Annotated in this window: 21 protein-coding genes; 14 read left to right on the top strand and 7 right to left on the bottom strand. The window is 72.9% G+C overall.

All coding sequences use genetic code 11. The features are described 5' to 3' along the window. Window positions 1-161: 161 nt before the first annotated feature. The 4 genes from ACFYM0_RS08565 to ACFYM0_RS08550 all read left to right on the top strand — a co-directional run bounded on the left by ACFYM0_RS08565 (window position 162) and on the right by ACFYM0_RS08550 (window position 5,570). Entirely contained in the window at window positions 162-1,565 is a 1,404-nt protein-coding gene (locus ACFYM0_RS08565) for an MFS transporter (protein ID WP_388498515.1), read from the top strand. A gap of 143 nt (window positions 1,566-1,708) precedes the next feature. Continuing rightward, entirely contained in the window at window positions 1,709-2,470 is a 762-nt protein-coding gene (locus tag ACFYM0_RS08560) for a DeoR/GlpR family DNA-binding transcription regulator (protein WP_388498139.1), read from the top strand. Beyond that, on the top strand, window positions 2,467-3,420 hold the full coding sequence (pfkB, locus tag ACFYM0_RS08555) for a 1-phosphofructokinase (protein WP_388498136.1): 954 nt from the start codon (window positions 2,467-2,469) through the stop codon (window positions 3,418-3,420). The genes ACFYM0_RS08560 and pfkB overlap by 4 nt, the downstream gene beginning before the upstream one ends. Next, window positions 3,417-5,570, top strand: coding sequence for a fructose-specific PTS transporter subunit EIIC (locus ACFYM0_RS08550; protein ID WP_388498133.1), 2,154 nt, complete (start codon window positions 3,417-3,419; stop codon window positions 5,568-5,570). The genes pfkB and ACFYM0_RS08550 overlap by 4 nt, the downstream gene beginning before the upstream one ends. A gap of 12 nt (window positions 5,571-5,582) precedes the next feature. Here the strand turns inward: ACFYM0_RS08550 and ACFYM0_RS08545 are convergent, their stop codons facing one another. Then, window positions 5,583-6,353, bottom strand: coding sequence for a DUF6227 family protein (locus ACFYM0_RS08545; RefSeq protein ID WP_388498131.1), 771 nt, complete (start codon window positions 6,351-6,353; stop codon window positions 5,583-5,585). Window positions 6,354-6,545: 192 nt separating this feature from the next. Between ACFYM0_RS08545 and ACFYM0_RS08540 the strand changes: the two genes are divergently transcribed. Beyond that, the gene (locus tag ACFYM0_RS08540) at window positions 6,546-7,187 is read left to right on the top strand and encodes a vitamin K epoxide reductase family protein (protein ID WP_388498129.1); all 642 of its coding nucleotides are present in this window, start codon (window positions 6,546-6,548) and stop codon (window positions 7,185-7,187) included. Between the two features lie 151 nt (window positions 7,188-7,338). Here the strand turns inward: ACFYM0_RS08540 and ACFYM0_RS08535 are convergent, their stop codons facing one another. Continuing rightward, window positions 7,339-7,749 carry a rodlin gene (locus tag ACFYM0_RS08535; RefSeq protein ID WP_327306285.1) on the bottom strand — a complete coding sequence of 137 codons (411 nt, stop codon included), beginning with the start codon at window positions 7,747-7,749 and terminating at the stop codon, window positions 7,339-7,341. 279 nt (window positions 7,750-8,028) lie between these two features. On the opposite strand from ACFYM0_RS08535, the gene ACFYM0_RS08530 reads away from it, so the two are divergent. Both ACFYM0_RS08530 and ACFYM0_RS08525 read left to right on the top strand, forming a co-directional pair. Further along, complete coding sequence (locus tag ACFYM0_RS08530) at window positions 8,029-8,571, top strand: hypothetical protein (protein ID WP_388498126.1); 543 nt, start codon at window positions 8,029-8,031, stop codon at window positions 8,569-8,571. Between the two features lie 162 nt (window positions 8,572-8,733). Further along, window positions 8,734-8,973 (top strand): chaplin, encoded by a 240-nt coding sequence (locus tag ACFYM0_RS08525; protein ID WP_250737633.1) that lies wholly within the window; start codon window positions 8,734-8,736, stop codon window positions 8,971-8,973. An 85-nt stretch (window positions 8,974-9,058) separates the two neighbouring features. Here the strand turns inward: ACFYM0_RS08525 and ACFYM0_RS08520 are convergent, their stop codons facing one another. The 5 genes from ACFYM0_RS08520 to ACFYM0_RS08500 all read right to left on the bottom strand — a co-directional run bounded on the left by ACFYM0_RS08520 (window position 9,059) and on the right by ACFYM0_RS08500 (window position 12,125). Next, window positions 9,059-9,406: a hypothetical protein gene (locus tag ACFYM0_RS08520; protein ID WP_388498123.1), complete on the bottom strand. Its 348-nt coding sequence runs from the start codon at window positions 9,404-9,406 to the stop codon at window positions 9,059-9,061. A 166-nt stretch (window positions 9,407-9,572) separates the two neighbouring features. Beyond that, on the bottom strand, window positions 9,573-10,736 hold the full coding sequence (locus ACFYM0_RS08515) for a chaplin (RefSeq protein WP_388498120.1): 1,164 nt from the start codon (window positions 10,734-10,736) through the stop codon (window positions 9,573-9,575). A gap of 121 nt (window positions 10,737-10,857) precedes the next feature. Beyond that, complete coding sequence (locus ACFYM0_RS08510; protein ID WP_388498117.1) at window positions 10,858-11,091, bottom strand: chaplin; 234 nt, start codon at window positions 11,089-11,091, stop codon at window positions 10,858-10,860. Between the two features lie 251 nt (window positions 11,092-11,342). Beyond that, complete coding sequence (locus tag ACFYM0_RS08505; RefSeq protein ID WP_112451357.1) at window positions 11,343-11,753, bottom strand: rodlin; 411 nt, start codon at window positions 11,751-11,753, stop codon at window positions 11,343-11,345. 117 nt (window positions 11,754-11,870) lie between these two features. Next, window positions 11,871-12,125, bottom strand: coding sequence for a chaplin (locus ACFYM0_RS08500; RefSeq protein ID WP_327253214.1), 255 nt, complete (start codon window positions 12,123-12,125; stop codon window positions 11,871-11,873). A gap of 102 nt (window positions 12,126-12,227) precedes the next feature. Between ACFYM0_RS08500 and ACFYM0_RS08495 the strand changes: the two genes are divergently transcribed. The 7 genes from ACFYM0_RS08495 to ACFYM0_RS08465 are packed head-to-tail and all read left to right on the top strand — an operon-like array spanning window position 12,228 to window position 21,928. Continuing rightward, window positions 12,228-13,430: a DUF3344 domain-containing protein gene (locus ACFYM0_RS08495; RefSeq protein ID WP_388498112.1), complete on the top strand. Its 1,203-nt coding sequence runs from the start codon at window positions 12,228-12,230 to the stop codon at window positions 13,428-13,430. 19 nt (window positions 13,431-13,449) lie between these two features. Then, a complete protein-coding gene (locus tag ACFYM0_RS08490; RefSeq protein ID WP_388498110.1) occupies window positions 13,450-14,652 on the top strand; it encodes a glycosyltransferase in 1,203 nt (400 codons plus the stop codon). Then, window positions 14,649-16,238, top strand: a complete 1,590-nt coding sequence (locus ACFYM0_RS08485; RefSeq protein WP_388498107.1) for an exopolysaccharide biosynthesis polyprenyl glycosylphosphotransferase — start codon at window positions 14,649-14,651, stop codon at window positions 16,236-16,238. Before ACFYM0_RS08490 ends, ACFYM0_RS08485 begins: the two co-directional genes overlap by 4 nt. Before the next feature lie 3 nt (window positions 16,239-16,241). Further along, on the top strand, window positions 16,242-17,681 hold the full coding sequence (locus tag ACFYM0_RS08480) for an O-antigen ligase family protein (RefSeq protein ID WP_388498104.1): 1,440 nt from the start codon (window positions 16,242-16,244) through the stop codon (window positions 17,679-17,681). Further along, window positions 17,678-19,804, top strand: coding sequence for a lipid II flippase MurJ (locus ACFYM0_RS08475; protein WP_388498101.1), 2,127 nt, complete (start codon window positions 17,678-17,680; stop codon window positions 19,802-19,804). Before ACFYM0_RS08480 ends, ACFYM0_RS08475 begins: the two co-directional genes overlap by 4 nt. Next, window positions 19,794-20,570: a polysaccharide deacetylase family protein gene (locus ACFYM0_RS08470; RefSeq protein WP_388498099.1), complete on the top strand. Its 777-nt coding sequence runs from the start codon at window positions 19,794-19,796 to the stop codon at window positions 20,568-20,570. Before ACFYM0_RS08475 ends, ACFYM0_RS08470 begins: the two co-directional genes overlap by 11 nt. Then, window positions 20,567-21,928: a glycosyltransferase gene (locus ACFYM0_RS08465; protein ID WP_388498097.1), complete on the top strand. Its 1,362-nt coding sequence runs from the start codon at window positions 20,567-20,569 to the stop codon at window positions 21,926-21,928. The genes ACFYM0_RS08470 and ACFYM0_RS08465 overlap by 4 nt, the downstream gene beginning before the upstream one ends. The last annotated feature ends 59 nt before the right edge of the window (window positions 21,929-21,987 follow it).

Here is a 21,987-nt window from a genome sequence, read left to right as displayed (position 1 = left end):
CGCCCGAAGGAAAGAACGGGCCCGTACAAGAAGAGCGGACCGACCCTCCCGCAGAGACCACCTCGATCAGCAAGGCCGGCGACGCCGGAGACGCGAGCGCGACGGGCGGCGAGCCCAAGGCCCCCGCCGACCGGCGCCGCTGGATCGCGCTCGCCATCGTGATGACCGCCGCCTTCATGGACCTGGTCGACGTCACGATCGTCAACATCGCGATACCCCGGATGCGCGAGGACCTCGGCGCCTCCACCAGCGCCATCCAGTGGATCACCGCCGGCTACGCGCTCGCCTTCGCCGCCGGCCTGATCACCGGCGGCCGTCTCGGTGACATCTACGGCCGCAAGCGCCTCTTCCTCATCGGCATATCCGGCTTCACCGCGGCTTCGCTGCTCTGCGGTCTGGCCCCCAATCCCGACGTGCTCGTCGCCTCCCGCATCCTCCAGGGCGGCATGGCGGCCATGATGGTCCCGCAGGTGCTCGCGATCATCCACGTCACCTTCCCGCCGCACGAGCGCGGCAAGGTCTTCGGCCTGTTCGGCGCGATCATCGGCCTCGGTGCCGTCTCGGGCCCGATGCTCGGCGCACTGCTCACCGAGTGGAACATCGCCGGTCTCGAATGGCGCCCGATCTTCCTGATCAACCTGCCCGTCGGCATCGCGGGCGTGATCCTGGGCCGCAAGTTCATCGCCGAGTCCAAGGCCCCCAAGGCGCTGCGCCTGGACCTGGTCGGAGTCGTGCTCGCGACCCTCGCCCTGGTCATGCTGATCTTCCCGCTCACCCACGGCCGCGAGAACGACTGGCCCGTGTGGGGCTTCGTCTGCATGATCGCCTCGCCGCTGGTCTTCGGTGCTTTCATCGCGTACGAGAAGTACAAGATCCAGAAGGACGGCTCCCCGCTCGTCGAGCTCTCCCTCTTCAAGGTCAAGAGCTTCGCGGGCGGTATCGCGGTCCAGCTGACCTTCGGCCTCGCGACCGGCATCTTCTTCCTGGTGTGGACGCTCTACATGCAGATGGGCCTCGGCTGGAGCGCCCTGAAGGCCGGCTCCACGGGCATCCCGTTCTCGATCGCCGTCTCGGCCGCCGCGGGTGTGTCCGTACAGAAGCTCGTACCGCGCTTCGGCCGCAAGGTGCTCCAGGCCGGCGCGCTGATCATGGCCGCGGGCGTGCTCCTCTACATCTGGGAGTCGGACCGCTACGGCATGGCCATCCACTCCTGGCAGATGGCCGCCCCGCTGATCGTCATGGGCGTCGGCATGGGCCTGATCATCGCGCCGCTGACCGACACCGTGCTCTCCGAAGTACCGCGCGAGCACGCCGGTTCGGCGTCCGGACTGATCAACACCACCGGCCAGATGGGCAACGCGCTGGGCCTCGGCCTGACGTCCGTCGTCTACTTCGGCTTCATCGAGGACGACCGGGTCTTCGGGCCGCCGTACGTCGACGCGTTCCACAACGCCATGTGGTGGGTCGTGGCCGTCCTGGTCGTGATCTTCTCCGTGATGTTCATGCTGCCGCGCAAGGCCGTCCCCATGGCCGAGCGCGAGGGCGGCACGGAGCACGCCGGCTAGTACGGCGCTCCGGCGCACCTCACTGACGACGGGCATGTCCGCTTCTGTTGGCGGGTATGCCCGTTTGTTTTGTTTTCGGGCGCAAACGGGCGTACGATCCAAACGAACCCACAGAGTCGGGCATCGAACGGATCTGAAACCACATGTACGCACCGGAGCGCCAGCAGGAGATCCTCCGCCTCGCCCGTGAGGCGGGCCGGGTCGACGTCCTGTCCCTGGCCGACCAGTTCCAGGTCACGGCGGAGACCGTGCGCCGCGACCTCAAGGCCCTGGACCGGGCCGGGCTCGTACGCCGGGTGCACGGCGGTGCCATACCGGCCGGCCGCCTCGACTTCGAGCCGGACCTCACCGAGCGCGAGGTCACCGCGGCCGACGAGAAGGACCGCATCGCGGCCGCAGCCCTCGCCGAACTCCCCGACGGCGGCAGCATCGTCCTCGACGCGGGCAGTACGGTGGGCCGCCTCGCGGCGGCCATTCCGGTCGACACCGCGCTCACCGTGGTCACGCACGCGCTGCCCGTCGCCGCCCGGCTCGCCGACCACACCGGCATCGACCTCCACCTCGTGGGGGGCCGGGTCCGGCACCGCACCCGCGCGGCGGTCGACGCGTGGGCCCTGAGGGCGTACGCCGAGATCCGCGCCGACGTCCTCTTCCTCGCGACGAACGGCTTCACCGCCGAGGGCGGCCTGACCACCCCCGACCTCGCCGAGGCGGCCGTCAAGCGGGCCGCGATGGCCGCCGCCCGCCGTGTCGTCCTCCTCGCCGACTCCGCGAAGGCGGGCCAGGAACACTTCGCCCGCTTCGGCTCCTTCGCCGACGTCGACCTCCTCATCACGGACCCGGGGCTCGACCCCGCTCAGAAGGCGGCGATCGAGGCCGCCGGTACGGAAGTTGTGCTCGTATGATCCTCACCGTCACCCCCAATCCCTCCCTCGACCGGACCTACGAGGTCCCCTCGCTGGACCGCGGCGGGGTGCTCCGCGCGAGCGGAGACCGGGTGGACCCCGGGGGCAAGGGCGTGAACGTCTCCCGCGCGGTGGCCGCGGCGGGCGTCCGTACGACGGCGGTCCTGCCGCTCGGCGGCACACCGGGCACGATGATCGCCGAACTCCTCGGCGCCCAGGGCGTCGACGTCACGGCGGTCTCCATCGCGGGCCAGACCCGCTCCAACATCTCCCTCGCCGAACCGGACGGCACCCTCACCAAGATCAACGCCGCCGGCCCGGCCCTGACCGCCGCGGAATCCGCGCTCCTCCTGGAAACGGTCCGCACCTGCTCGGGCGGCGCCGCCTGGATCGCCTGCTGCGGCAGCCTCCCGCGGGGCCTCGGTCCCGAGTGGTACGCCGACATCGTGACCCGGGCCCACGCCGCGGGCACCCGCATCGCCCTGGACACCTCCGGCCCGGCGCTGCTCGCGGCCCTCCCGGCCCGCCCGGACGTGATCAAGCCGAACGCCTCGGAGCTCGCGGCGGCGGTGGGGCGGCCCCTGGCCACCCTCGGCGACGTGCTGAAGGCCGCGGAGGAGCTGCGGTCGCTGGGCGCGGGAGCGGTCCTGGCCTCCCTCGGCGCGGACGGCCAGCTCCTGGTCTCCGGGGAGGGCGCCTACTACGGCACCGCGGCCGTCTCCTCGGTCCGCAGCAACGTCGGCGCGGGCGACGCCTCCCTCGCGGGCTTCCTGATCGCGGGAGGTACGGGGCCCGCGGCCCTGGCCTCCGCCCTGGCCCACGGCGCCGCCGCGGTCCAGCTTCCCGGCAGCGCCATGCCGGCCCCTGCGGACCTGCGTCCCGACGCGGTCCATGTCACCCAGGACCTGCCCCTGGACCTTCCCCTGTCCGAAATGAGCGACGAGCGATGAGCGAGATGATCACCCCCGAACTGGTCGACCTCGACCTGTCCGCCGAGTCCAAGGAGGGGGCGGCACGTGCCCTCGCCGAACGGATGGTGACGCTGGGCCGGGTCACCGACCTGGACGGCTTCCTGGCCGACGTCGCGGCGCGCGAGGCCCAGATGCCGACCGGCCTGGAGGGCGGCATAGGCATCCCCCACTGCCGCTCCGCCCACGTGACGGCCCCCACCCTGGCCTTCGGCCGCTCTCCCTCGGGCATCGACTTCGGTGCCCCGGACGGCCCGGCGGACCTGATCTTCCTGATAGCCGCCCCCGCCGGCGCGGACGATGCCCACCTGTCCATCCTCTCCGGCCTGGCCCGCCGCCTGATGCGGTCGGACTTCGTCGGGGCCCTGCGCGGGGCGGCCACCCCGGCGGAAGCCGCGGCCCTGATCGCGGGCGAGCCCGCGGTTGCCGCCGCCGAGTCCGGGGCCGCTGCGCGGAGCTCTTGCCCCACCCCGGCACATCCGGCCTCGCCGGCGCCGAACTCGGCCCCTCCGGCGTTCGATGAGCGGGGGTCCGGGGGCGGAGCCCCCGAAGGGGTCCGGGGCGAAGCCCCCCACGCGGCGGAGCCGCAAAGGGCCGCACAGCCCGGAAGGGGCGGGGCGGGGGAAAACCCCGCAGGGCAGCAGCCGTTCCGGATCGTGGCCGTCACCTCCTGCCCCACGGGCATAGCCCACACCTACATGGCGGCGGAGCCCCTCCAACAGGCCGCCGCCGAGGCGGGAATCGACCTCCAGGTCGAGACCCAGGGCTCGGCCGGCTTCACCAAGCTCACCCCCGAAGCCATCGCCGCCGCCGACGCGGCAGTCTTCGCCCACGACGTCCCGGTCAGGGAAAGGGCCCGCTTCGCCGGAAAGCCCACCGTCGACGTGGGCGTCAAGGCGGGCATCAACCGCCCGGCGGAACTCCTTCAGGAGGCCCGCGACAAGGCCGCCCGGGGCGAGGTCTCGACGACCACCGCGACCCCGGTCGAAGAGGCCGGCGAAGACCAGGACGGCTACGGCGCGAAGCTCCGTACCTGGCTGATGTCCGGCGTCAGCTACATGGTCCCCTTCGTCGCCGCCGGCGGCCTCCTCATCGCCCTTGCCTTCGCCATCGGCGGGTACGAGATCAACACCGCCCCCTCAGTCGCCGAGCACTTCGTGTGGACCGAGGCCGCCAGCTGGGCCGCGCTGCTCTTCCAGACCGGCGGCCTCGCCTTCGGTTTCCTGGTCCCCGTCCTCGCCGGCTACATCGCCTACGGCATGGCCGACCGGCCCGGTCTCGTCCCCGGCTTCGTGGGCGGCGCCGTGGCCCTCACCATCAACGCCGGCTTCCTCGGCGGCCTGATCGCCGGCCTCATCGCGGGCGGCACCGTCCTAGCCGTCCAGCGGCTGAAGATCCCGACCGCCCTGCGCGGGATCATGCCGGTGGTGGTCCTGCCGCTGATCGGCTCCGCCGTCACCGCGTTCCTGATGTTCCTGGTCGTCGGCAAGCCCGTCGCCTCGCTCCAGCAGGCCCTCACCGACTGGCTGTCGGGCCTCTCCGGCGCCAACGCGATCATCCTCGGCGTCATCCTCGGCCTGATGATGTGCTTCGACCTCGGCGGCCCGCTCAACAAGGTGGCCTACGCCTTCGCCATCGGCGGCCTCGCCACCCCCAACGAGGGCAGCCTCAAGGTCATGGCCGCCGTGATGGCCGCCGGCATGGTGCCGCCGCTGGCGATGGCGCTGGCCACCACGGTCCGCGGCCGGCTCTTCTCCAAGACCGAGCGCGAGAACGGCAAGGCCGCCTGGTTCCTGGGCGCCTCCTTCATCAGCGAGGGCGCCATCCCGTTCGCCGCGGCCGACCCGCTGCGCGTGATCCCGGCCTCCATGGTGGGCGGCGCGGTCACCGGAGCCCTCTCGATGGCCTTCGAGTGCACCCTGAGGGCCCCGCACGGCGGTATCTTCGTCATCCCGCTGATCGGCAACCCGCTGCTCTACCTGATCGCCATCGCCGCCGGTACGGCCACCAGCGCCGGCCTGGTCGTCCTCCTCAAGGGAATGCGCAAGCAGGAGGAGACCCCGCCGCAGCAGGCAGGGACCGCCGGAGCGGAACCCCTGCCGGACCCGGCGAAGGTCACCGTCGCCGCCTGACCGCCGTCCCCGTCACCTCACCCGTGCGCGGAGCTCCATGGCTCCGCGCGCGGCCGTCTCGGTCTCGTAGACCTCGCACATGTGGCGCCCGTCCGGCGTCACCGTGTGCTCGACCTCCCACAGGCTGAACTCGCTCCCGTCCAGCAGGACGAAGGAGTGCTCGTACAGGCTGAAGCCCGCGTCCCGTCCGTCCGCCAGGCACTGCCGGGTGCCGAACACCTGAGTGATCTGGTGCGCGTAGGCAGACCGCAGCAGCAGGGCCACCTGCTCGCCCGGCCGGTCCGGGTTCTCCGCGCGGCGCAGCACCCGGCGGGCGTGGTCCGCCGACTCCTCCACCGCGTACTCGCGGTGCCGCTGGGCCGGGGTCGGATTGGTGAACAGCGCGCTCAGCACGGCGATGTCGCTGTCCGGCTCCTCCTCCACCGTCACCTCCACGAGCTCCCGCGCCACCTGCGAGGGGACCTCGCCGAAGAGCCGGGCCGCCGCGAGGCAGGTCTCCGCCTTGCTCGCGAAGACCTCGTACCGTATCGAGAGATCCGCGTCCTGACGGTGCGCCAGCTCCCACAGGACCACGGAATCGCCGTCCGACAGCAGGTAGGCGTGCCGGTGTATCTCCCGCCAGGATCCCGCCGCCGCACTGCGGCGGGTGGTGTGGAGCGAGGACCTGTGGGCGAGCGCCGTGCCCAGCCGCTCGACCAATGAGTCCGGCAGGTCGAAGGAGTTGAGGGCGCGGCCCAGGAGTCGCTCGAGGTGCGCCTCGGTTGTCTCGTGTGGATCGCTCAAGGTGGGTCTCCAGGCCGTCGCAGCTTGTCACTTCGCGGAAGCTCAACGTAGCCCCTGGGTCTGACATCACGTCCGGGGTTCGGTAAAACGTCCGGGAAGCGTCAGGGGTTCCAGCCACCCCTTCAGGTCAACCTCCATGTCGATGAGCATGGTTGGGCCGGATAGCGGGCACAAGGGCGGGAGCATGACCGTATGGCAACAAATACCGTGGGCGTCCCCCGCCAGCAGGGCAGGCCCCACAACCGCAAGGACGCAGAACCGATCGCAGCACCCCGCGCGCTGGCCTGGCTGCTGCTGCTCACCGGAGCCGCCGGAGTGCTGGCCGCCTGGGTCATCACCCTGGACAAGTTCCTGCTGCTGGAGAACCCGGACTTCAAGCCGGCCTGCAGTCTCAATCCGGTGGTCTCCTGCGGCAGCGTGATGAAGAGCGAGCAGGCGGCGGCCTTCGGCTTCCCGAACCCGATGCTCGGGCTGGTCGCCTACGGGGCGGTCGTGTGTGTCGGCGCCGGCCTGCTGGCCGGGGCCCGCTACCGCGGCTGGTTCTGGCTCGGTCTGGGAGCCGGCATGCTCTTCGGCGTCGGGTTCTGCTCCTGGCTCATGGTCCAGTCGCTCTACGAGATCAACGCGCTCTGCCTGTGGTGCTGCCTGACCTGGCTGGCCACCCTGCTGATGTTCTGGGCGGTCACCGCCCACACTGTCCGCACGGGGATCCTCCCCGCGCCCGCGCCGGTACGGAACTTCTTCGCCGACTTCGGCTGGGCCCCGCCCGCCCTGCACACAGGCGTGATCGGGATGCTGATCCTGACCCGGTGGTGGGATTTCTGGACCGGCTGAGGTCACCGGACGACGTGCGAGGGCCCCGGCAGCTGGACGCTGCCGGGGCCCTCGTCACTTCACGACTTCACACCGCTTCTTCGAACGCGTCGCTCCACGGGCGCTGTGTATGCGGACCACGGGGTCCCGGAACGGAGATCGGGAGCGGAGATCAGCTGCCCTGGGAGACGTTGCCCGAGAGGACCGGGATGTTGTCCAGGATGTGCGAGAGCGGCTCGTCACCCTTGGCCTGGGTGGAGTTCTCGGTGCACTGCTGGTTCTGCGGGTTGGACAGGACGTTGATGTCCTGGACACCGATGTTGAGCAGCGCGACCAGCGACTGGGCGTTGACCTTGGCCGGCAGGCCGATGCAGGGCTTGTTCAGGGTGCCCTGGACGACGCCGAGCTGCGGGCTCATGTCACCGTGCGTCTTCTGGTTGCCGTACGCCTGGACGGCACCGTTCCCGTTCACGGTGTTGATCCCGTTGTCGTTGCCGATCGCCATGGCGGGGGCGGCAGCAGCAGCGCCCGCGCCGACGGCGGCGGCGGTGACCGCGGCGGCAGTCATGATCTTCTTGAGCATTTTGATCCTTTTGTCGCACGAGTGCCCGCTAGTGGAGCGCCCTGATCAACTGCCTTCGTGAAGGGTTGGTTCCGCTGCTTCACTCAAACGGCCTGTCCGGGGGCAGGTTTTCCCCGGGTGGGGTGAGCCGCCCCCGGACGCGTGCGCGAAGCCCGTACGCACCCCGCAGCGGGGTGCGGGCCCCGCGCTCGTGTTGCGCTCCGTGGAACCCGTTCGCACGGTGGGTAAGGAAGCGGATCGCTCGGGTCCGCTTCTGAGCGACCACCAGAAGGAACACCCATGCACCGCACCAAGGCCTCCCGCATCCGCGTCCTCGTCCCGTCGGCCCTGGCGGTCGTCATACTCACCGGCGCGGCAGCCCCCGCGGGCGCCGCGGAAGGTGCCGGAGCCGCCGCGGGCCGAGTGGCGGCGGCCCAGGAAGAGATCAACGAGAGGGTGGCGGCGGCGGGTCCCGTCGAAGACGCACTCGCCGCGGTCTCCAAGATCCTGGCGGACCTGACCAAGAGCCTGGGCACCCTGCTCCCGGGGATCAAGATCCCCGAGATCAAACTGCCCGCGCTCCCGACCCTGCCGCAGCTCCCCGCGATCCCCGGGCTGCCGGACCTGCAGCTCCCGGCGCTCCCGGCGGTTCCGGCCGTCCCGGCGGTTCCGGAGATCCCCGACGTCCCGATTCCCGACGTCCCGATCCCCGAGGTACCGGCGCTCCCGGTCTCGGCACCCGCGGCCCCGCCCGCGGGTGCGGTGCCGGCCGTGCCGGCGGCACCCGGCACACCGACGGGCCTGGTCCCGAAGTTCCCGTCGTTCGCGGAGTTCCTTCCCTAGGAACCGGGAGCGGGATCCGTACGCGGATCCGCACGCGGTTACGACTATTGGGCTGAACAGGTCTGATCGCGTGCGGAACCGTGTCGTCTGGGAAGGTGGACCGTTTCGCTCGATGTGAGCCCCGGAATCGGGGCAGAACATCGAAGAGAAGGTGCACTTCCCATGAACACTGCCAAGAAGGCCGCCCTGGTCCTGGCCACCGCTGGTCTCGCTGCGGCCGGTGCCGCCGGCTCCGCAATGGCCGACTCCAAGGCCGAGGGTGCGGCCGTGGGTTCCCCCGGTGTCCTCTCGGGCAACCTGGGACAGGTCCCGGTCCACGTTCCCGTCAACGTCTGCGGCAACTCCGTGAACGTGATCGGCGCGCTGAACCCGGCGTTCGGCAACGTCTGCGTCAACGACTGACGTTCGACGCAACACACGACTGTGGGCGCCACCGGCGAGGCCGGGGGCGCCCACAGTCGTGTCGGCAGCGGAACGGACGGGCCCGTCAGTGCTTGGAGCCGCCGTTGAGCTTCACTCCGCCGAGCAGCGGCGAGGCCTGGGTGGCCCCGTTGGCGAGGCTCATCACCTCGGCCGGAGCGTCGTTGCGCACCTCGTTGACCTTCTGGACGGTGGTCACGACCTTCCCGACGCTCTCGCCCTGCTCGGCCAGCCCGTTGCCCACGGTCTGCGGCAGCGCCGCCGAGACGGGGTTCACCGAGTCGGTGACCGCCGTCAGCCCGCTCGTCAGGCTCATGGGGACGGCCGGCGCCTCGGTGGCGGCAAAGGCGGGAGAGGCGGCGCCGAGGGCGGCGACGGAGCCGACGACGACTGCGGCGACCTTGGAGAGCTTCATTGTCAGAATCCTTTTCCAGGGGTGACCAGTGGCGACCGTCGCGCCACTTTCGACCTGGTTAACGATTCCCCGCCGCCACGGAAACGCAGAACCGAACACGGCAACGGCCGGAGAATCCGACAAGGGACTCTCCGGCCGATATTTCTTCCGATTACCGGTATTGCCGTCAGGCGGCGTTACGGGACCTGCGGTACAGAATGGCGCCGCCCAGAATGAGGGCCGAGGCCAGGGCCGCGGCTCCGGCGGGCTGTCCGGCGCCGGTCGCCGCCAGTTCCTGCCGTACGGGGGCCGCGGCGACGGGGACGGCCTCGGGTGCGGGTGCCGGCGCGGGAACCGGTGCCGGGGCGGGTGCCGGGGCGGGCGGTGCCGGGGGAAGCTCGACCGGCAGGTCACCGGCGGGGGCCGCCGGAGGCTGGTCGGCCGGGGGTACTACGGGCGCGGGCGCCGGGTGCTCCCCGACCTGGCTGCCGTGCGGGGGCATCGGCGCGGGAGCCTCGTCCACGACGGGGGCCGGGGCGGGCAGCGTGTGCGGAGCCTCTTCCACTACGGGAGCCGGCGCGGGGGCCGGCGCCGGAAGCGGCTGCGGGGCCTCCTCGACCGGTGCCGGTGCCGGCACGGGCTCGGGCTGCGGTGCGGGCGCCTCCTCTACGGGAGCGGGCGCGGGCGCCGGAGCGGGAGCCGGGTGCTCCGCCTCGGGCGCGGGCAGCGGCTGCGGCGCGGGGGGCGCGTGCTGCGGTGCCGGGGCCGGGGGGTGCTCGGCCTGCGGCGCCGGCTCGTGCTGCGGCCGCGGCTCGGGCCTCTCCGGGGCGGGGTGGTCGTCGCACTCCTCCTCGCCGGAGTCGCCTGACTCTCCGTAGCCGCCCTGCTGCCCGGAACCGTGGTCCTCGTGGCCGCCCTGCTGCTCGGGCCCGCGGTCGCCGTAGCCGCCCTGCTCGTGGCGGTCCTCGCGCTCCTCGCGCCGGTCGCGCTCGTCGTGCCGGTCGTGCTGGTCGTGCTGGTTGACGTAGTGCCGGACCTGTTCCGCCTGCTGCGGGCTGAGGTAGCGCTCGTAGTCGTGCCCGGCGTCGGAGCCCGTCGTGGTGGCGCAGTTGTTGCCCATGGCGGGGTTGAGGCCCGCCCCGGCGTCCACGGTGTTGCCGCACACGTTCGGCGAGAAGGTGATCGGTACCGAGACGCTGTTGCCGGCCAGCACGCCCGGTGAATGGGAGGCCTCGGCCATCGCCCCGGGTTGCGCGTAGGCCGCGCCGGTCGCGATCGACAGCAGACTGGACGCGGCGGCCGCGGTGAGCACCCCCTTGCCCAGTACCTGTCGGCTCAGTACCTGTCGCATGGGTCCTTCCCTGTCTACCGGCCCAGCGGCCGGTGCTGAATCGAAGGTGGCCTCGGAGTGCACCGCCGTGCACTCCGAGGCCACCCCGAGGAGGTCTGCCCTTGCGGGCACAGGCGCTTCGTCAGGCGTTGACGCAGGTGTTGCCGAACGAGGGGTTCAGCAGGGCGATCACGTTGACGGTGTTGCCGCAGACGTTGACCGGGACGTGGACCGGGACCTGGAGCACGTTGCCGGAGAGGACGCCCGGGGAGCCGACAGCCTTGCCGTCCGCCGCCGAGTCGGCCATGGCGGGGGAGGCGGCACCGGCGGCCATGAGAATGCCGGCGGCCAGCACCACTGCCTTCTTGTACGTCATTTGTTTTCGTTTCCTTCCCGCAGAGGTCTATCCGCTGCAGAATTAACAACGAGTGGGTGCGGGAAAAGAAACCGGGGATTTTTGCGCGCCTCCGGCCAATTCACTCAGATGCTCGTTCGTCCGGAATTGTTGCCGGATTCTTCTGGTTGCTTCAGGGTCCTTATTCGGGTCCCGACATGCGGCGGGGCCGCCGCGACCCGAAGGTGCGACGGCCCCACTGGCGCGGTGCTGTGTCAGCTGGCGCGGCGCTGTCAGCTGCCGGCGGAGGCGTTGCCGGACAGGACCGGGATGTTGCTGAGGATGTGCGAGAGAGCCTCGTCGCCCTTGGCCTGGGTGGAGTTCTCGGTGCACTGCTGGTTCTGCGGGCTGGACAGGACCGGGATGTCCTGGACGCCGACGTTGACCAGAGCCAGGACGGACTGGACGTTGGCCTTGGCGGGCAGGGCGATGCAGGGCTTGTTGAACGAGCCCTGGATGAGCGCCATCTGCGGGCTCATGTTGCCGTAGGTGGCCTGGTTGCCGTAGATCTGCGAGGCCCCGTTGCCGTTCACGGTGTTGATGCCGTGGTCGTTGCCGATGGCCATGGCCTGCGGGGCCATGGCGGCACCCAGACCGACGAACGAGGCGGCAACCGCTGCGCCGGCCGCAAACTTCTTGATCATGATGGTCCCTTATTTGCAGGATTGCCCGGTACTCAAGCACTCGGATCAACGGCGCAACCGCGGTTTGGGTTGCGTGTCTTCACTCGGATGCCGAAGTTTCGGGCGGCACGGTTGACGTCAGGCGTTGACGCAGGTGTTGCCGAACGAGGGGTTCAGCAGGGCGATCACGTTCACCGTGTTGCCGCAGACGTTCACCGGGACGTGGACCGGGACCTGGAGCAGGTTCCCGCTCAGGACGCCGGGGGACTCGCCGGTGAAGCCGTTCGCCGTCGCGCCGTCGCCGCCGTGCGCGGAGGCGAGGCCCGCGCCGCCCATCAGCAGCGCGGTGCTCGCGACCGCCAGGGTGGTGCCGCGCACCAGCCTCTTCTTCATCTCCGTTTTTCCTTTCTGTTCGAACAATGGTGCAACCCATAACGACCCGCCCGTCTCCAGGGTGCGTGTTATCGCCCAAAAGGCCGTACGGGCGAGTCCGGCGTGATTTCCCTCCTGACTTCTGACAAAGTTCACTCCTGTTTTGTCCCCTTGATCGAAAATGGAGACAGGGTCATGGGTTCCTCCCGCAGAATCCTCGGCACGCTCGGTCTGCTGTCCTGCCTCACGCTTTCGGTGAACGCGCCCCTTGCCGGCGCGTCGGCAGGTGCCGTCGCCCCGCCGGGCGCGCGGGGTCCGCTGGTCAAGGAGGCGCCCCGGGTGCCGTTCACCCAGCGTTACCAGGCCGTGCAGCACGGCGGCCTGGTCCGGGCCTCGAACTCGTCCATCGGCTGCCGCAAGGAGGAGTCCGAGCAGGCCGAGCCGTGTGCCGCCGTCAACAAGGGCGCGGCCGGGACCAACGGCGACTACGAGATGTTCTACGACGAGGTCGACAAGGATCCGGACACCTACAACTCCACCCGGGCCGAGCTCAAGGTCCCGGCGGGCGCGAAGGTCTCGTACGCCCGGCTGTACTGGGGCGGGAACCTGCGGGTCGGCGAGCAGAAGCCGCCGGAGGACAACGGCCGGGTGCTCGTCGCCGAGCCGGGCGGCGCGTACAAGGAGGTGCTGGCCGATACGGCGATCGGGCACCGCAGCGACGCGGCCGGCGATGCCTACCAGGCCTCCGCCGACGTGACCCCGCTGGTCCGCAAGGGCGGCGCCGGGATGTGGACGGTGGCCCAGCTGAACGTCGCCATGGGGCACTCGGCCATGGGTGCCTGGGGCGGCTGGACGCTGGTGGTGGCCTACGAGCACCCGCAGGAGCCGGTGCGCAGGGTCTCGATCTGGGACGGCTTCGAAGGGCTGGCCGCGGGGGCCGGCGAGGCGGCGGGCGAGACGGTGGAGCTCACCGGTCTGGACGCCGCGCCCGGCGCGCAGGGGCGGGCCGGGGTGGTCGCGTACGACGGGGACCGCGGAACCCTCGGGGATTCACTCACGGTGACCGCCGACAGCGGGCGCCGGATCAGTCTCAGCGACGGAGAAAATCCTTTTAATGATGTTATGAATTCCACGATCACGGAATTCGGGGATCACTCGTTCGTGCGACAGCCCGAACATATGAATAACCTCGGATATGACGCGGACGTGTTCGATCTGAGCCCCGCCCTGTCCGGTGGCGCCCGCAGCCTGACCTTCGGGTTCACAGGCGAAAACCAGGGTCATTTCCTCGGTGTGCTCTTCGTTCAGACAGACGCGCGCCGCTGAACGCAGGAGACCACTCCACGTGCCGACACAACCTCCCTCTCCTTCCCCCTCCCCTTCCCGGCCTCCGGTCGTCCTCCACCTCGTCCAGCCGGTCGAGGGCGGTGTCGCCCGCGTCGTCGTCGACCTCGTACGCGCCCAGTCCGCGGCCGGCCTGCGGACCTACGTCGGCTGCCCGCGCGGCGGACAGCTCGCGGATGCCGCCCGCGAGGCCGGGGCCGAGGTGCTCACCTGGCGTGCCGGGCGGGCTCCCGGGCCGGGCCTGGCCGCCGAAGTGCTCGGCGCGCGCCGCCTGATCGGCCGGGTCCGGCCCGACGTCCTGCACGCCCACAGCGCCAAGGCCGGACTCGCCGGGCGGCTCGCCGTGCGCGGGGCCGTCCCGACCGTCTTCCAGCCGCACGCCTGGTCCTTCGACGCCGTGGGCGGGGCCACCGCCGCGCTCGCGCTGCGCTGGGAGCGCTTCGGGGCCCGTTGGGCCGACCGGGTGCTCTGCGTCAGCGAGGCCGAACGCCGCACCGGCGAGTCCGAGGGGATCGCCGCCCGCTGGTCGGTGATCCGCAACGGAGTCGACCTCCGTCACTTCCGCCCCGGCGGCCCGGACCCGGTCCAGGACAAGGCCCGGGCCCGCGCCGAACTTCCGCTGCCCGCAGCCTTCCAGGGAGACGGGCCGCTCGCCGTCTGCGTCGGCCGGCTCTGCCAGCAGAAGGGGCAGGACGTGCTGCTGCGTGCCTGGCCGGAGCTGCTCGGAGCCGTTCCCGGGGCCCGTCTCGTGCTCGTCGGGGACGGCCCCGACATGGAACGGCTGCGCCGCGGGGCCCCGCCCTCGGTCCACTTCGCGGGGGCCGCCTTCGACATCCGGCCGTGGCTTCGGGCCGCCGATCTCGTTGTACTGCCGTCGCGGTGGGAAGGCATGGCGCTCGCCCCGCTCGAAGCCATGGCCTGTGGACGACCGGTTCTGGTCTCCGACGTCAGCGGTGCCAGGGAGAGCCTCCCGCCCGGCCAGGGACGGCTGTGTCTGGTGGAACCGGAGGACCCGACGGCGCTGGCCAAGGCCCTGGGCGGGCTGCTCGCCGAGCCGCGGCTGCTCGCCGCACTCGGGGAGCAGGCGGAGCGGCACGCGCGGATGGAATTCGACGTGCGGCGCACCACGGACGCGGTCACCGGTCTGTATCACGAACTGCTGGGCAGGCCCCGGCCCTTGAACCAGGAGCGCATCAGCCGATGACGATGGACAGCGCACCCGCCCGGCACACCGGGCCGGGCGGTACGGGGCCCGCCGGCGGCATCACCGGCACCGCCGGCACGGCCACCGGCACCACCGGCGCCGCCGGTGCGATCAGTACGGCCACCCCTACCGCCTCCAGCGCCGGCGTCACCGCCGTCCGCCGTTCCGTGACCGCCATCCACCCCCCGCGCGGCCCCAAGGCCGACCGCGCCCGGGCCACCGTACGGCCGGGGCGGGTGCGCCGCCGGGACGGGATCGCCCCGCTGCTGGCCGCCGATGCCTTCGCCGCCGCGGCGACCGTGGCGGCGCTGCCCGGAGCGGAGCTGCCCCTCGGGGCGGCCGCTCCCCTCGCCCTGGCCCTGGTCGCCCTGCACGCCCAGGCCGGGCTCTACCGGCCGCGGCTTGCCCCCTCCGCGCTCCTCGAACTGCCCGCGCTCGCCGGACGGGCCGCCGCCCTGTGGTGCGCGGCCGCCGCCGTGCTGGCCGCCGCCGCCCCGGGCGATGCCCTGGGCTGGAGCACGCTGCTCGGCGCCGTCTGCGTCCAGGTCGTACTGGCGTGCGCGGGGCGCGGAGTCGTCAACCAGCTCCGCCGCCGCACCCGCGCCCGCCGCCCCGCCTCCGCCCTGGTCGTCGGACCCGGCGCCGGAGCGAGCGCGGTCGCCGCCGCCCTGCACGGGCGCCCCGAGTACGGACTGCGCCCCGTCGGGCTCGCGGACACCGGGCCCGACGGGGAGGGGGCCGCGGGAGTGCCCGTACTGACCACCCACGAGGACATCCGACGGGCCGTCATCCAGAACTCCGTCCGGCACGCCGTCTTCACCCGCCCGCCCGAGGCCGACGAACGCACCGCCTCCCTGGTCCGGCTGTTCCACGACCACGGCTGCCGGCTCTGGCTCGCCGACCCCGCGGGCACCGCCAAGGTCACCGGGATGCGCGTCGCGCAGCCCGCCGACCAGCTGTGGGGATACGCCGTCCAGCCGCTGCTGCCGCGTCCGGCCCGGCCGGTCGAGCGGTGCGCGAAGCGGGCCATCGACTCCTCGCTCGCCGCGATCGCGCTGCTCGCCGCCGCGCCCGTGATGGGCGCGTGCGCGCTCGCCGTGCGGATCTCCGACGGGCCGGGGGTGATCTTCCGGCAGGAGCGGGTCGGCCTGTACGGACGCCCCTTCACCCTGCTGAAGTTCCGTACCCTGCGCGCCGACGCGCACGAGTCCGCCACCCGCTGGACGGTGGCCGGCGACTGCCGGATGAGCCCGATCGGCTCCTTCCTGCGCAAGTCCTCGCTGGACGAGCTGCCGCAGCTGTGGAACGTGGTCCGGGGTGACATGAGCCTGGTCGGTCCGCGCCCCGAACGGCCCTTCTTCGTGGCCAAGTTCAGCAGCGTGCACCCCGGGTACGAGGCCAGGCACCGGATGCCGGTCGGCATCACCGGTCTCGCCCAGATCAACGGCCTGCGCGGGGACACCTCCATCGAGGACCGGGCGCGCTTCGACAACCACTACATCGACACCTGGTCGCTGTGGCAGGACCTGTGGATCCTGGCCCGCACCGCGGCCTCCTTCTTCCGCTTCCGGCTGGGGGGCAGCTAAAGAATGAGCCTTGCCGCACCGACGTCACCGACCTCATGGTCCGGCCCGGACCCCGCCGACCTGCTGCGCCGGCACTGGCCGCTGCTGCCGCTCGCCGCGACCGTACTGGCCCTGCTGATCCCCGTTCCGGCAGGTGACGCCACTGCCTCGGGGAAGGTCGGTCCGGCCGACGCCGCCTCGCTGCTGCTCGTGTTCGTCTGCGGGATCCAGGCCCTGCGGGGCCGGGTCCGGCCGCTGAGTCCGCTGGGGGTGTTCGTCCTCGGCCTGCCCGCCGTCGGGCTCGCCGTCGCGACGGTGACCGCCGGGGACCCGTACGCGGCCCTGCCCGGCTTCGTGCGCTACCTCCAGGTGTTCGTGCTGGTCCCGGCGGCGATCGTGCTGCTGGTGCGGAGCGCCTCGGAATTCCGGCTGGCCGCGGGGTGCTTCGTGGTGCTGGCACTGGTTCAGGGAGCGGTGGGCGTGGTGCAGTTCGCCACCCACACCGGGGCCTCGTACCAGGGCGAGGACATCCGCGCCGTCGGCACCTTCGGACCCGGGGACGTCATGGGCATGGCCACCGTCGTGGCCTACGGCCTGGTCGTCGCCACGGCCGGCGCGCTCGCGCCGGGACTGCCGGCCCGGGTCCGGCGGGCCTCCGGCGCGGCGGCCCTGGTCCTGGTGCTCCCGCTGGTGCTGTCCTTCAGCCGGGGCGCGTGGATCGCGACCTTCGCCGCGGCCGGGCTGGTGATGGCCCTGGCCGGGATCCGGCGGGCCCTGAAGGTGCTCCTCGCGCTGGCCGCCGCCGGGGTGGTGCTCGTGGGCGGGTTCGGCGTCGGCTCCGCGATGGTCGCGGAGCGGCTGACCTCGATCACGCAGGTCTCCGACGCCCCCGACCAGTCGGTGACCGACCGCTACACGATGTGGGCCGCGGCCGGGTCGATGTGGCGCGAGCGGCCGGCGGTGGGGGTGGGGCTGAAGGGCTTCCCGGCCAACCGGGACTCGCACTCCGGGCTGGCGCTGTCCTCCGGCAGCGACACCGCGGGCGCGGGACAGGGGTACATCCGCCAGCCGCTGCTGTCCCCGCACAACATGTACCTGCTGGTGCTGAGCGAGCAGGGGCTGATCGGGCTGATCGCCCTGGCGGGCGGCTGGCTGGCCCTGCTGGTGGCGGGCCTGCGGCGGTGCCTGTCGGGATCCTCCGCGGTACGGGACTGCGGACTGGTCGCGGTCGGACTGCTCGTGTGGCAGCTCACCGACTTCCTCTACGCGGACATCGGGGGCCCGTCGACCGTCCTGACCGGAGTGATCATCGGCCTGGCGGCCTGGTGGGCGCTTCCCTCCGGGGGCGGGACGGGCGGGCTCGCCTCCGCCGATCGTGCCCGTGCCCGCGCCCGCGGGCGTGGGCGGCGGCGAGCCGCCGCGCCTGCCCGGGCCGCGTTCCCCGAGGGTGCGGCCGGCCGGTGACGGATACGACGCCCTGGCGGCGGCCCGCAGCCGCGGCGACCGAGGTCGCCGCGGCTGCGGGCCGTCCGCCGAACCCGCCCGCACCCCCCGCGCCCTCCACCGGTCCGGACGGGAACGCGAGCCGCGTGGCGGCCTCGGGCGGGCCGCTGTCCGCCGGACGCGGCGCCGCGCACGTGGGCATTCCCGTCCCCGCGGGCGACGCCGGAGCGGGCCGCGTGGTGGCCGCCGGCCGCCCCGGCCCGGGACTCGACCGGAGCGCTGCCGCTCCGGGGCAGGGGCCCGCCGGGTCCGGGGCCGTCGGGACCGCCCCGCCGGGCGGGGAGGCGGGCGCCGCGGAGGCGGTCCGCGGGCCCGTACTGGGCGCCGCGCCGGCCGGATCCGTACGGGCCGGGACGGGCCGGGTTCCGGGTGCCGCGGCCGGGCGGAACCTCGGGGTGCGCGGGACGGCGGGGCGCGGGCGCCGGGGCGGAGGCCCCGAGGCGGCGGCTGACGGGGCCCGTTCGGGGATGGGCGGCGCACTCGCCAAGGCGGCCGCCGTCACCGCCGGGCTCACCGCCGCCGGGGCGGTGTTCGGGCTGGTCCGCGACCAGACCATCGCGCACCTCTTCGGAGCCGGGCACGACAGCGACGCCTTCCTCATCGCCTGGACCGTCCCCGAGATGGCCTCGACGCTGCTCATCGAGGACGCCATGGCCCTGCTGATGGTGCCCGCGTTCAGCCACGCCCTGGCCCGCCGGGCCGCCAGCAGGGCCGGGCTCACCCGCCAGGAGGCCCGCGCGCAGGACCCCGTACGGCTCCTCGTCGGGGCCACGCTGCCGCGGCTGCTGGTGCTCCTGGCCGCCGTGGCCTCCGTGCTCATCGTCGCCGCGCCGCTCGTCGTGGGCGTGCTCGCGCCGGGGCTGCCCGACCCCGGGCTCGCCGTCGAGTGCACCCGGTGGACCGCCCTGACCGTGCTGTCCTTCGGGATCGCCGGCTACTTCAGCGCCGCCCTCAGGGCGCACCGCTCCTTCGTGCCGCCAGCCGCCATCTACGTGTCGTACAACGTCGGCATCATCGGGACCATGGTCGCCCTGCACGCCCTGTGGGGGGTGCGCGCCGCCGCCGCCGGAGTCGCCGTCGGCGGAGTGCTGATGGCCCTGGTCCAACTGCCCGCCTTCATCCGCAACGTGGGCTTCGGACCGCCCCGCGCCAAGGGCGCCCCGCGCAGCCAGCGCGACCGGGACCGGCCGACGCTGATCGCCTTCGGGGTCATCGCCCCGGTCATCTTCTTCGCCGTGTTCCGGCAGTCCCAGGTGCTCGTCGAGCGGTTCCTCGCCGCCGGGCTGCCGCCCGGAGCGATCTCGCACCTCAACTACGCCCAAAAAGTCGCGCAGATGCCGATGGTGCTCTCCCTCATGATCTGCACCGTCACCTTCCCCGTCGTCGCCCAGGCCATGGCCGGCGGGGAGCGGGACAAGGCCCGCAGGCGGGTCGAGCGGGACCTCGCGCTCGCCTCGCTCGCCGTCCTCATGGGCACCGCACTCGTCATCGGGTACGCCCCCCAGATCATCCAAGTCCTCTTCGAACGCGGGGCGTTCACTCACACCGACACCGAGGCCACCGCCTCCGTCATGCGGGTCTACGGCCTCGGCCTGCTCGGCCACTGCCTCGTCGGGGCGCTCTCGCGGCCCTTCTTCTCCACCGCCCGGCCCACCTGGTTCCCCGCCCTCGCCATGGGCGCGGGACTCCTCGTCAACATCGTCGCCGGAGCCTTCGCCGTCGGCTGGTGGGGCACCTACGGGATCGCCGCCGCCAACGCCGCCGGCATCTCCACCACCGCCGCACTGCTGCTCACCGGCCTCGGCTCGCGGATCATCGCCATCCAGGTCCGCCGGGTCGCCGTCAGCATCGGCCGGCTCTCGGTCGCGGCCCTGGCCGCATGCGCCACCGGCTGGATCGCCGGGCCGATGATCCCCGACCCGCTGGTCAGCGCCGCCCTCGGCTGCCTGCTGGTCCCGGCCATGTTCGGAGCCACCGGCATGGCCATACGGGCCCTGGAGGTCACCGCCCTGCCGGGCCAGCTCGCCCAGCTCACCGCTCACCTCACCTCCCAGCTCACCCAGAGGTTCCGCAATGTCCGCTGACACCGAAACGGTGCCCGCCGCCGCGGCGGCCCCCGCCCGCCGCACCGGCTCGCCGTGGGTCCTGATGTACCACTCCGTCGCCGAGTTCACCGATCCCGCCGAGGACCCGTACGGCATCACCGTCACCCCGCACGCGCTGGAGGCCCAGCTGCTGTGGCTGCGCTCCCGGGGGCTGCGTGGGGTGTCCGTCGGCGAACTGCTGCGGGCCCGCGCCGCCGGGCAGGGCGCCGGGCTGGTCGGGCTGACCTTCGACGACGGCTACACCGACTTCCTGACCCGCGCGCTGCCGCTGCTGCTCCGCCACGGCTGCACCGCCACCCTCTTCGTCCTGCCCGGGCGGCTCGGCGTGGACAACGTCTGGGACCCGCTGGGCCCCCGCAAGCCCCTCCTCACCGCCGAGGGCATCCGCGAAGTCGCCGCCGCCGGACAGGAGATCGGCTCGCACGGACTGCTCCACCAGGACCTCACCGCGGCCCCCGACGACGTGCTCGCGCAGGAGCTGCGCGGCAGCCGCGAGCTGATCCGGGAGCTGACCGGGACGCTGCCCGCCGGATTCTGCTACCCCTACGGGCACCTCGACGCGCGGGTCGTGGCCGCGACCCGGACCGCCGGGTACGGCTACGCCTGCGCCATCGACCCCGGCCGGCTCGCCGGACCCCACGCGATGCCCCGCACCCACATCAGCCAGGCCGACGGAGGCCCGCGGCTGCGGATCAAGCAGCTGCGCCACCAGGTGCGCGAGCTGCGGCGGGCGGTGCACCTGTGAGCCCCGGGAAGGTGCTGCACGTCATCACGGGACTCGGCGTCGGCGGCGCCGAGCAACAACTCCGGCTGCTGCTCAGGCACATGCCGATGCGCTGCGACGTCGTGACGCTGACCAACCCCGGCCCCGTCGCGGAGGGGCTGCGCGCGGACGGGGTCCGGGTCGTCCACCTCGGGATGCGCGGCAACCGCGACCTGGGAGCGGTGCCGAAGCTGGTCAAGTTCATCCGGCGGGGCCGCTACGACCTGGTCCACACGCACCTGTACCGGGCCTGCGTGTACGGGCGCCTCGCGGCCCGGCTCGCGGGCGTGCGGGTGAGCGTGGCGACCGAACACTCCCTGGGCGCCGCCGAGATGGAGGGCCGGCCGCTGTCGGGCGGAGTGCGCGCCCTGTACCTGGCGAGCGAGCGGCTGGGCGCCGCGACCGTCGCCGTATCGGACACCGTGGCGGCCCGGCTGGAGGCATGGGGGGTGCCGGCCGGCAGGGTGCACGTGGTGCCGAACGGGATCGAAGCCGTGCGGTTCCGCTTCGAGGAGGGCGTACGGCGGGCCACCCGGGCCCGGACCGGACTGCCCGAGCGGGCCTTCGTGGTCGGCGGCGTCGGCCGGCTGGTGCCGGGGAAGCGGTTCGACGTCCTGGTGCGGGCGGTCGCGGCGCTGCCCGGCGCGCACCTGCTGCTCGCCGGGGACGGACCGGAGCGGGCGGCGCTGCGCCGGCTCGCCGCGGAGCTGGGGGCGCAGAGCCGGATCCACCTGCTGGGCGAGCGGGATCCGCTGGGTGACAGCACCGACGGGCGGACCCCCGGGATCCCGGCGCTGCTCGCCGCGATGGACGTGTTCGTGTCCCCTTCGCGGGAGGAGGCGTTCGGACTGGCGGTGATCGAGGCGCTGGCGGCGGGGCTGCCGGTGCTCCACGTCACCTGCCCGGCGATCGACGACCTGCCCGCGGCGCAGGCGCCGGGGGCGCGGCGGATCGGCACCGGCACGGAGGAGCTCGTCGCGGCGCTGCGGGGGCACATGGAGGCCGGCGTACGGCGGCTGCCGCCGCCCGGGGTGGTGCGGCGCTACGACATCGGCCGGAGCGCGGCGCAGCTGCTGCACGTGTACGACCACGCGATGGCCGGCTCGCCGGCCGGGTCCCGGCGGGCGGTGGCGCTGCCCGGTCCTTCCCGGGGCCCTCGGGGGGCTGCCCCGGTGGGTCCGGACCGTGCGGCGCCGTTGCCGGGGGCCAGTCCCCGGACCCCTGCTCCTCAAACGCCGGAGGCGCCGGATCTGACGCCGGCGGGCCGGGACGTGCCCACCGGAGGCCGCGCCGATGGCGGCCCCTCAGGGGACGCCGCCGCCGGCGGTGACATCGGCTGATCCGTACCCGCAGGGGCCCGCACCGGGTCCCGAAGCAAGCACCCGTCCACCAGGAAAGA

This window comes from Streptomyces sp. NPDC006487, assembly GCF_042870555.1.
Taxonomy (GTDB): Bacteria; Actinomycetota; Actinomycetes; order Streptomycetales; family Streptomycetaceae; genus Streptomyces.
The sequence above is the reverse complement of the archived record's forward strand: the minus strand, read 5'-3'. Positions and strand labels throughout refer to the sequence as shown.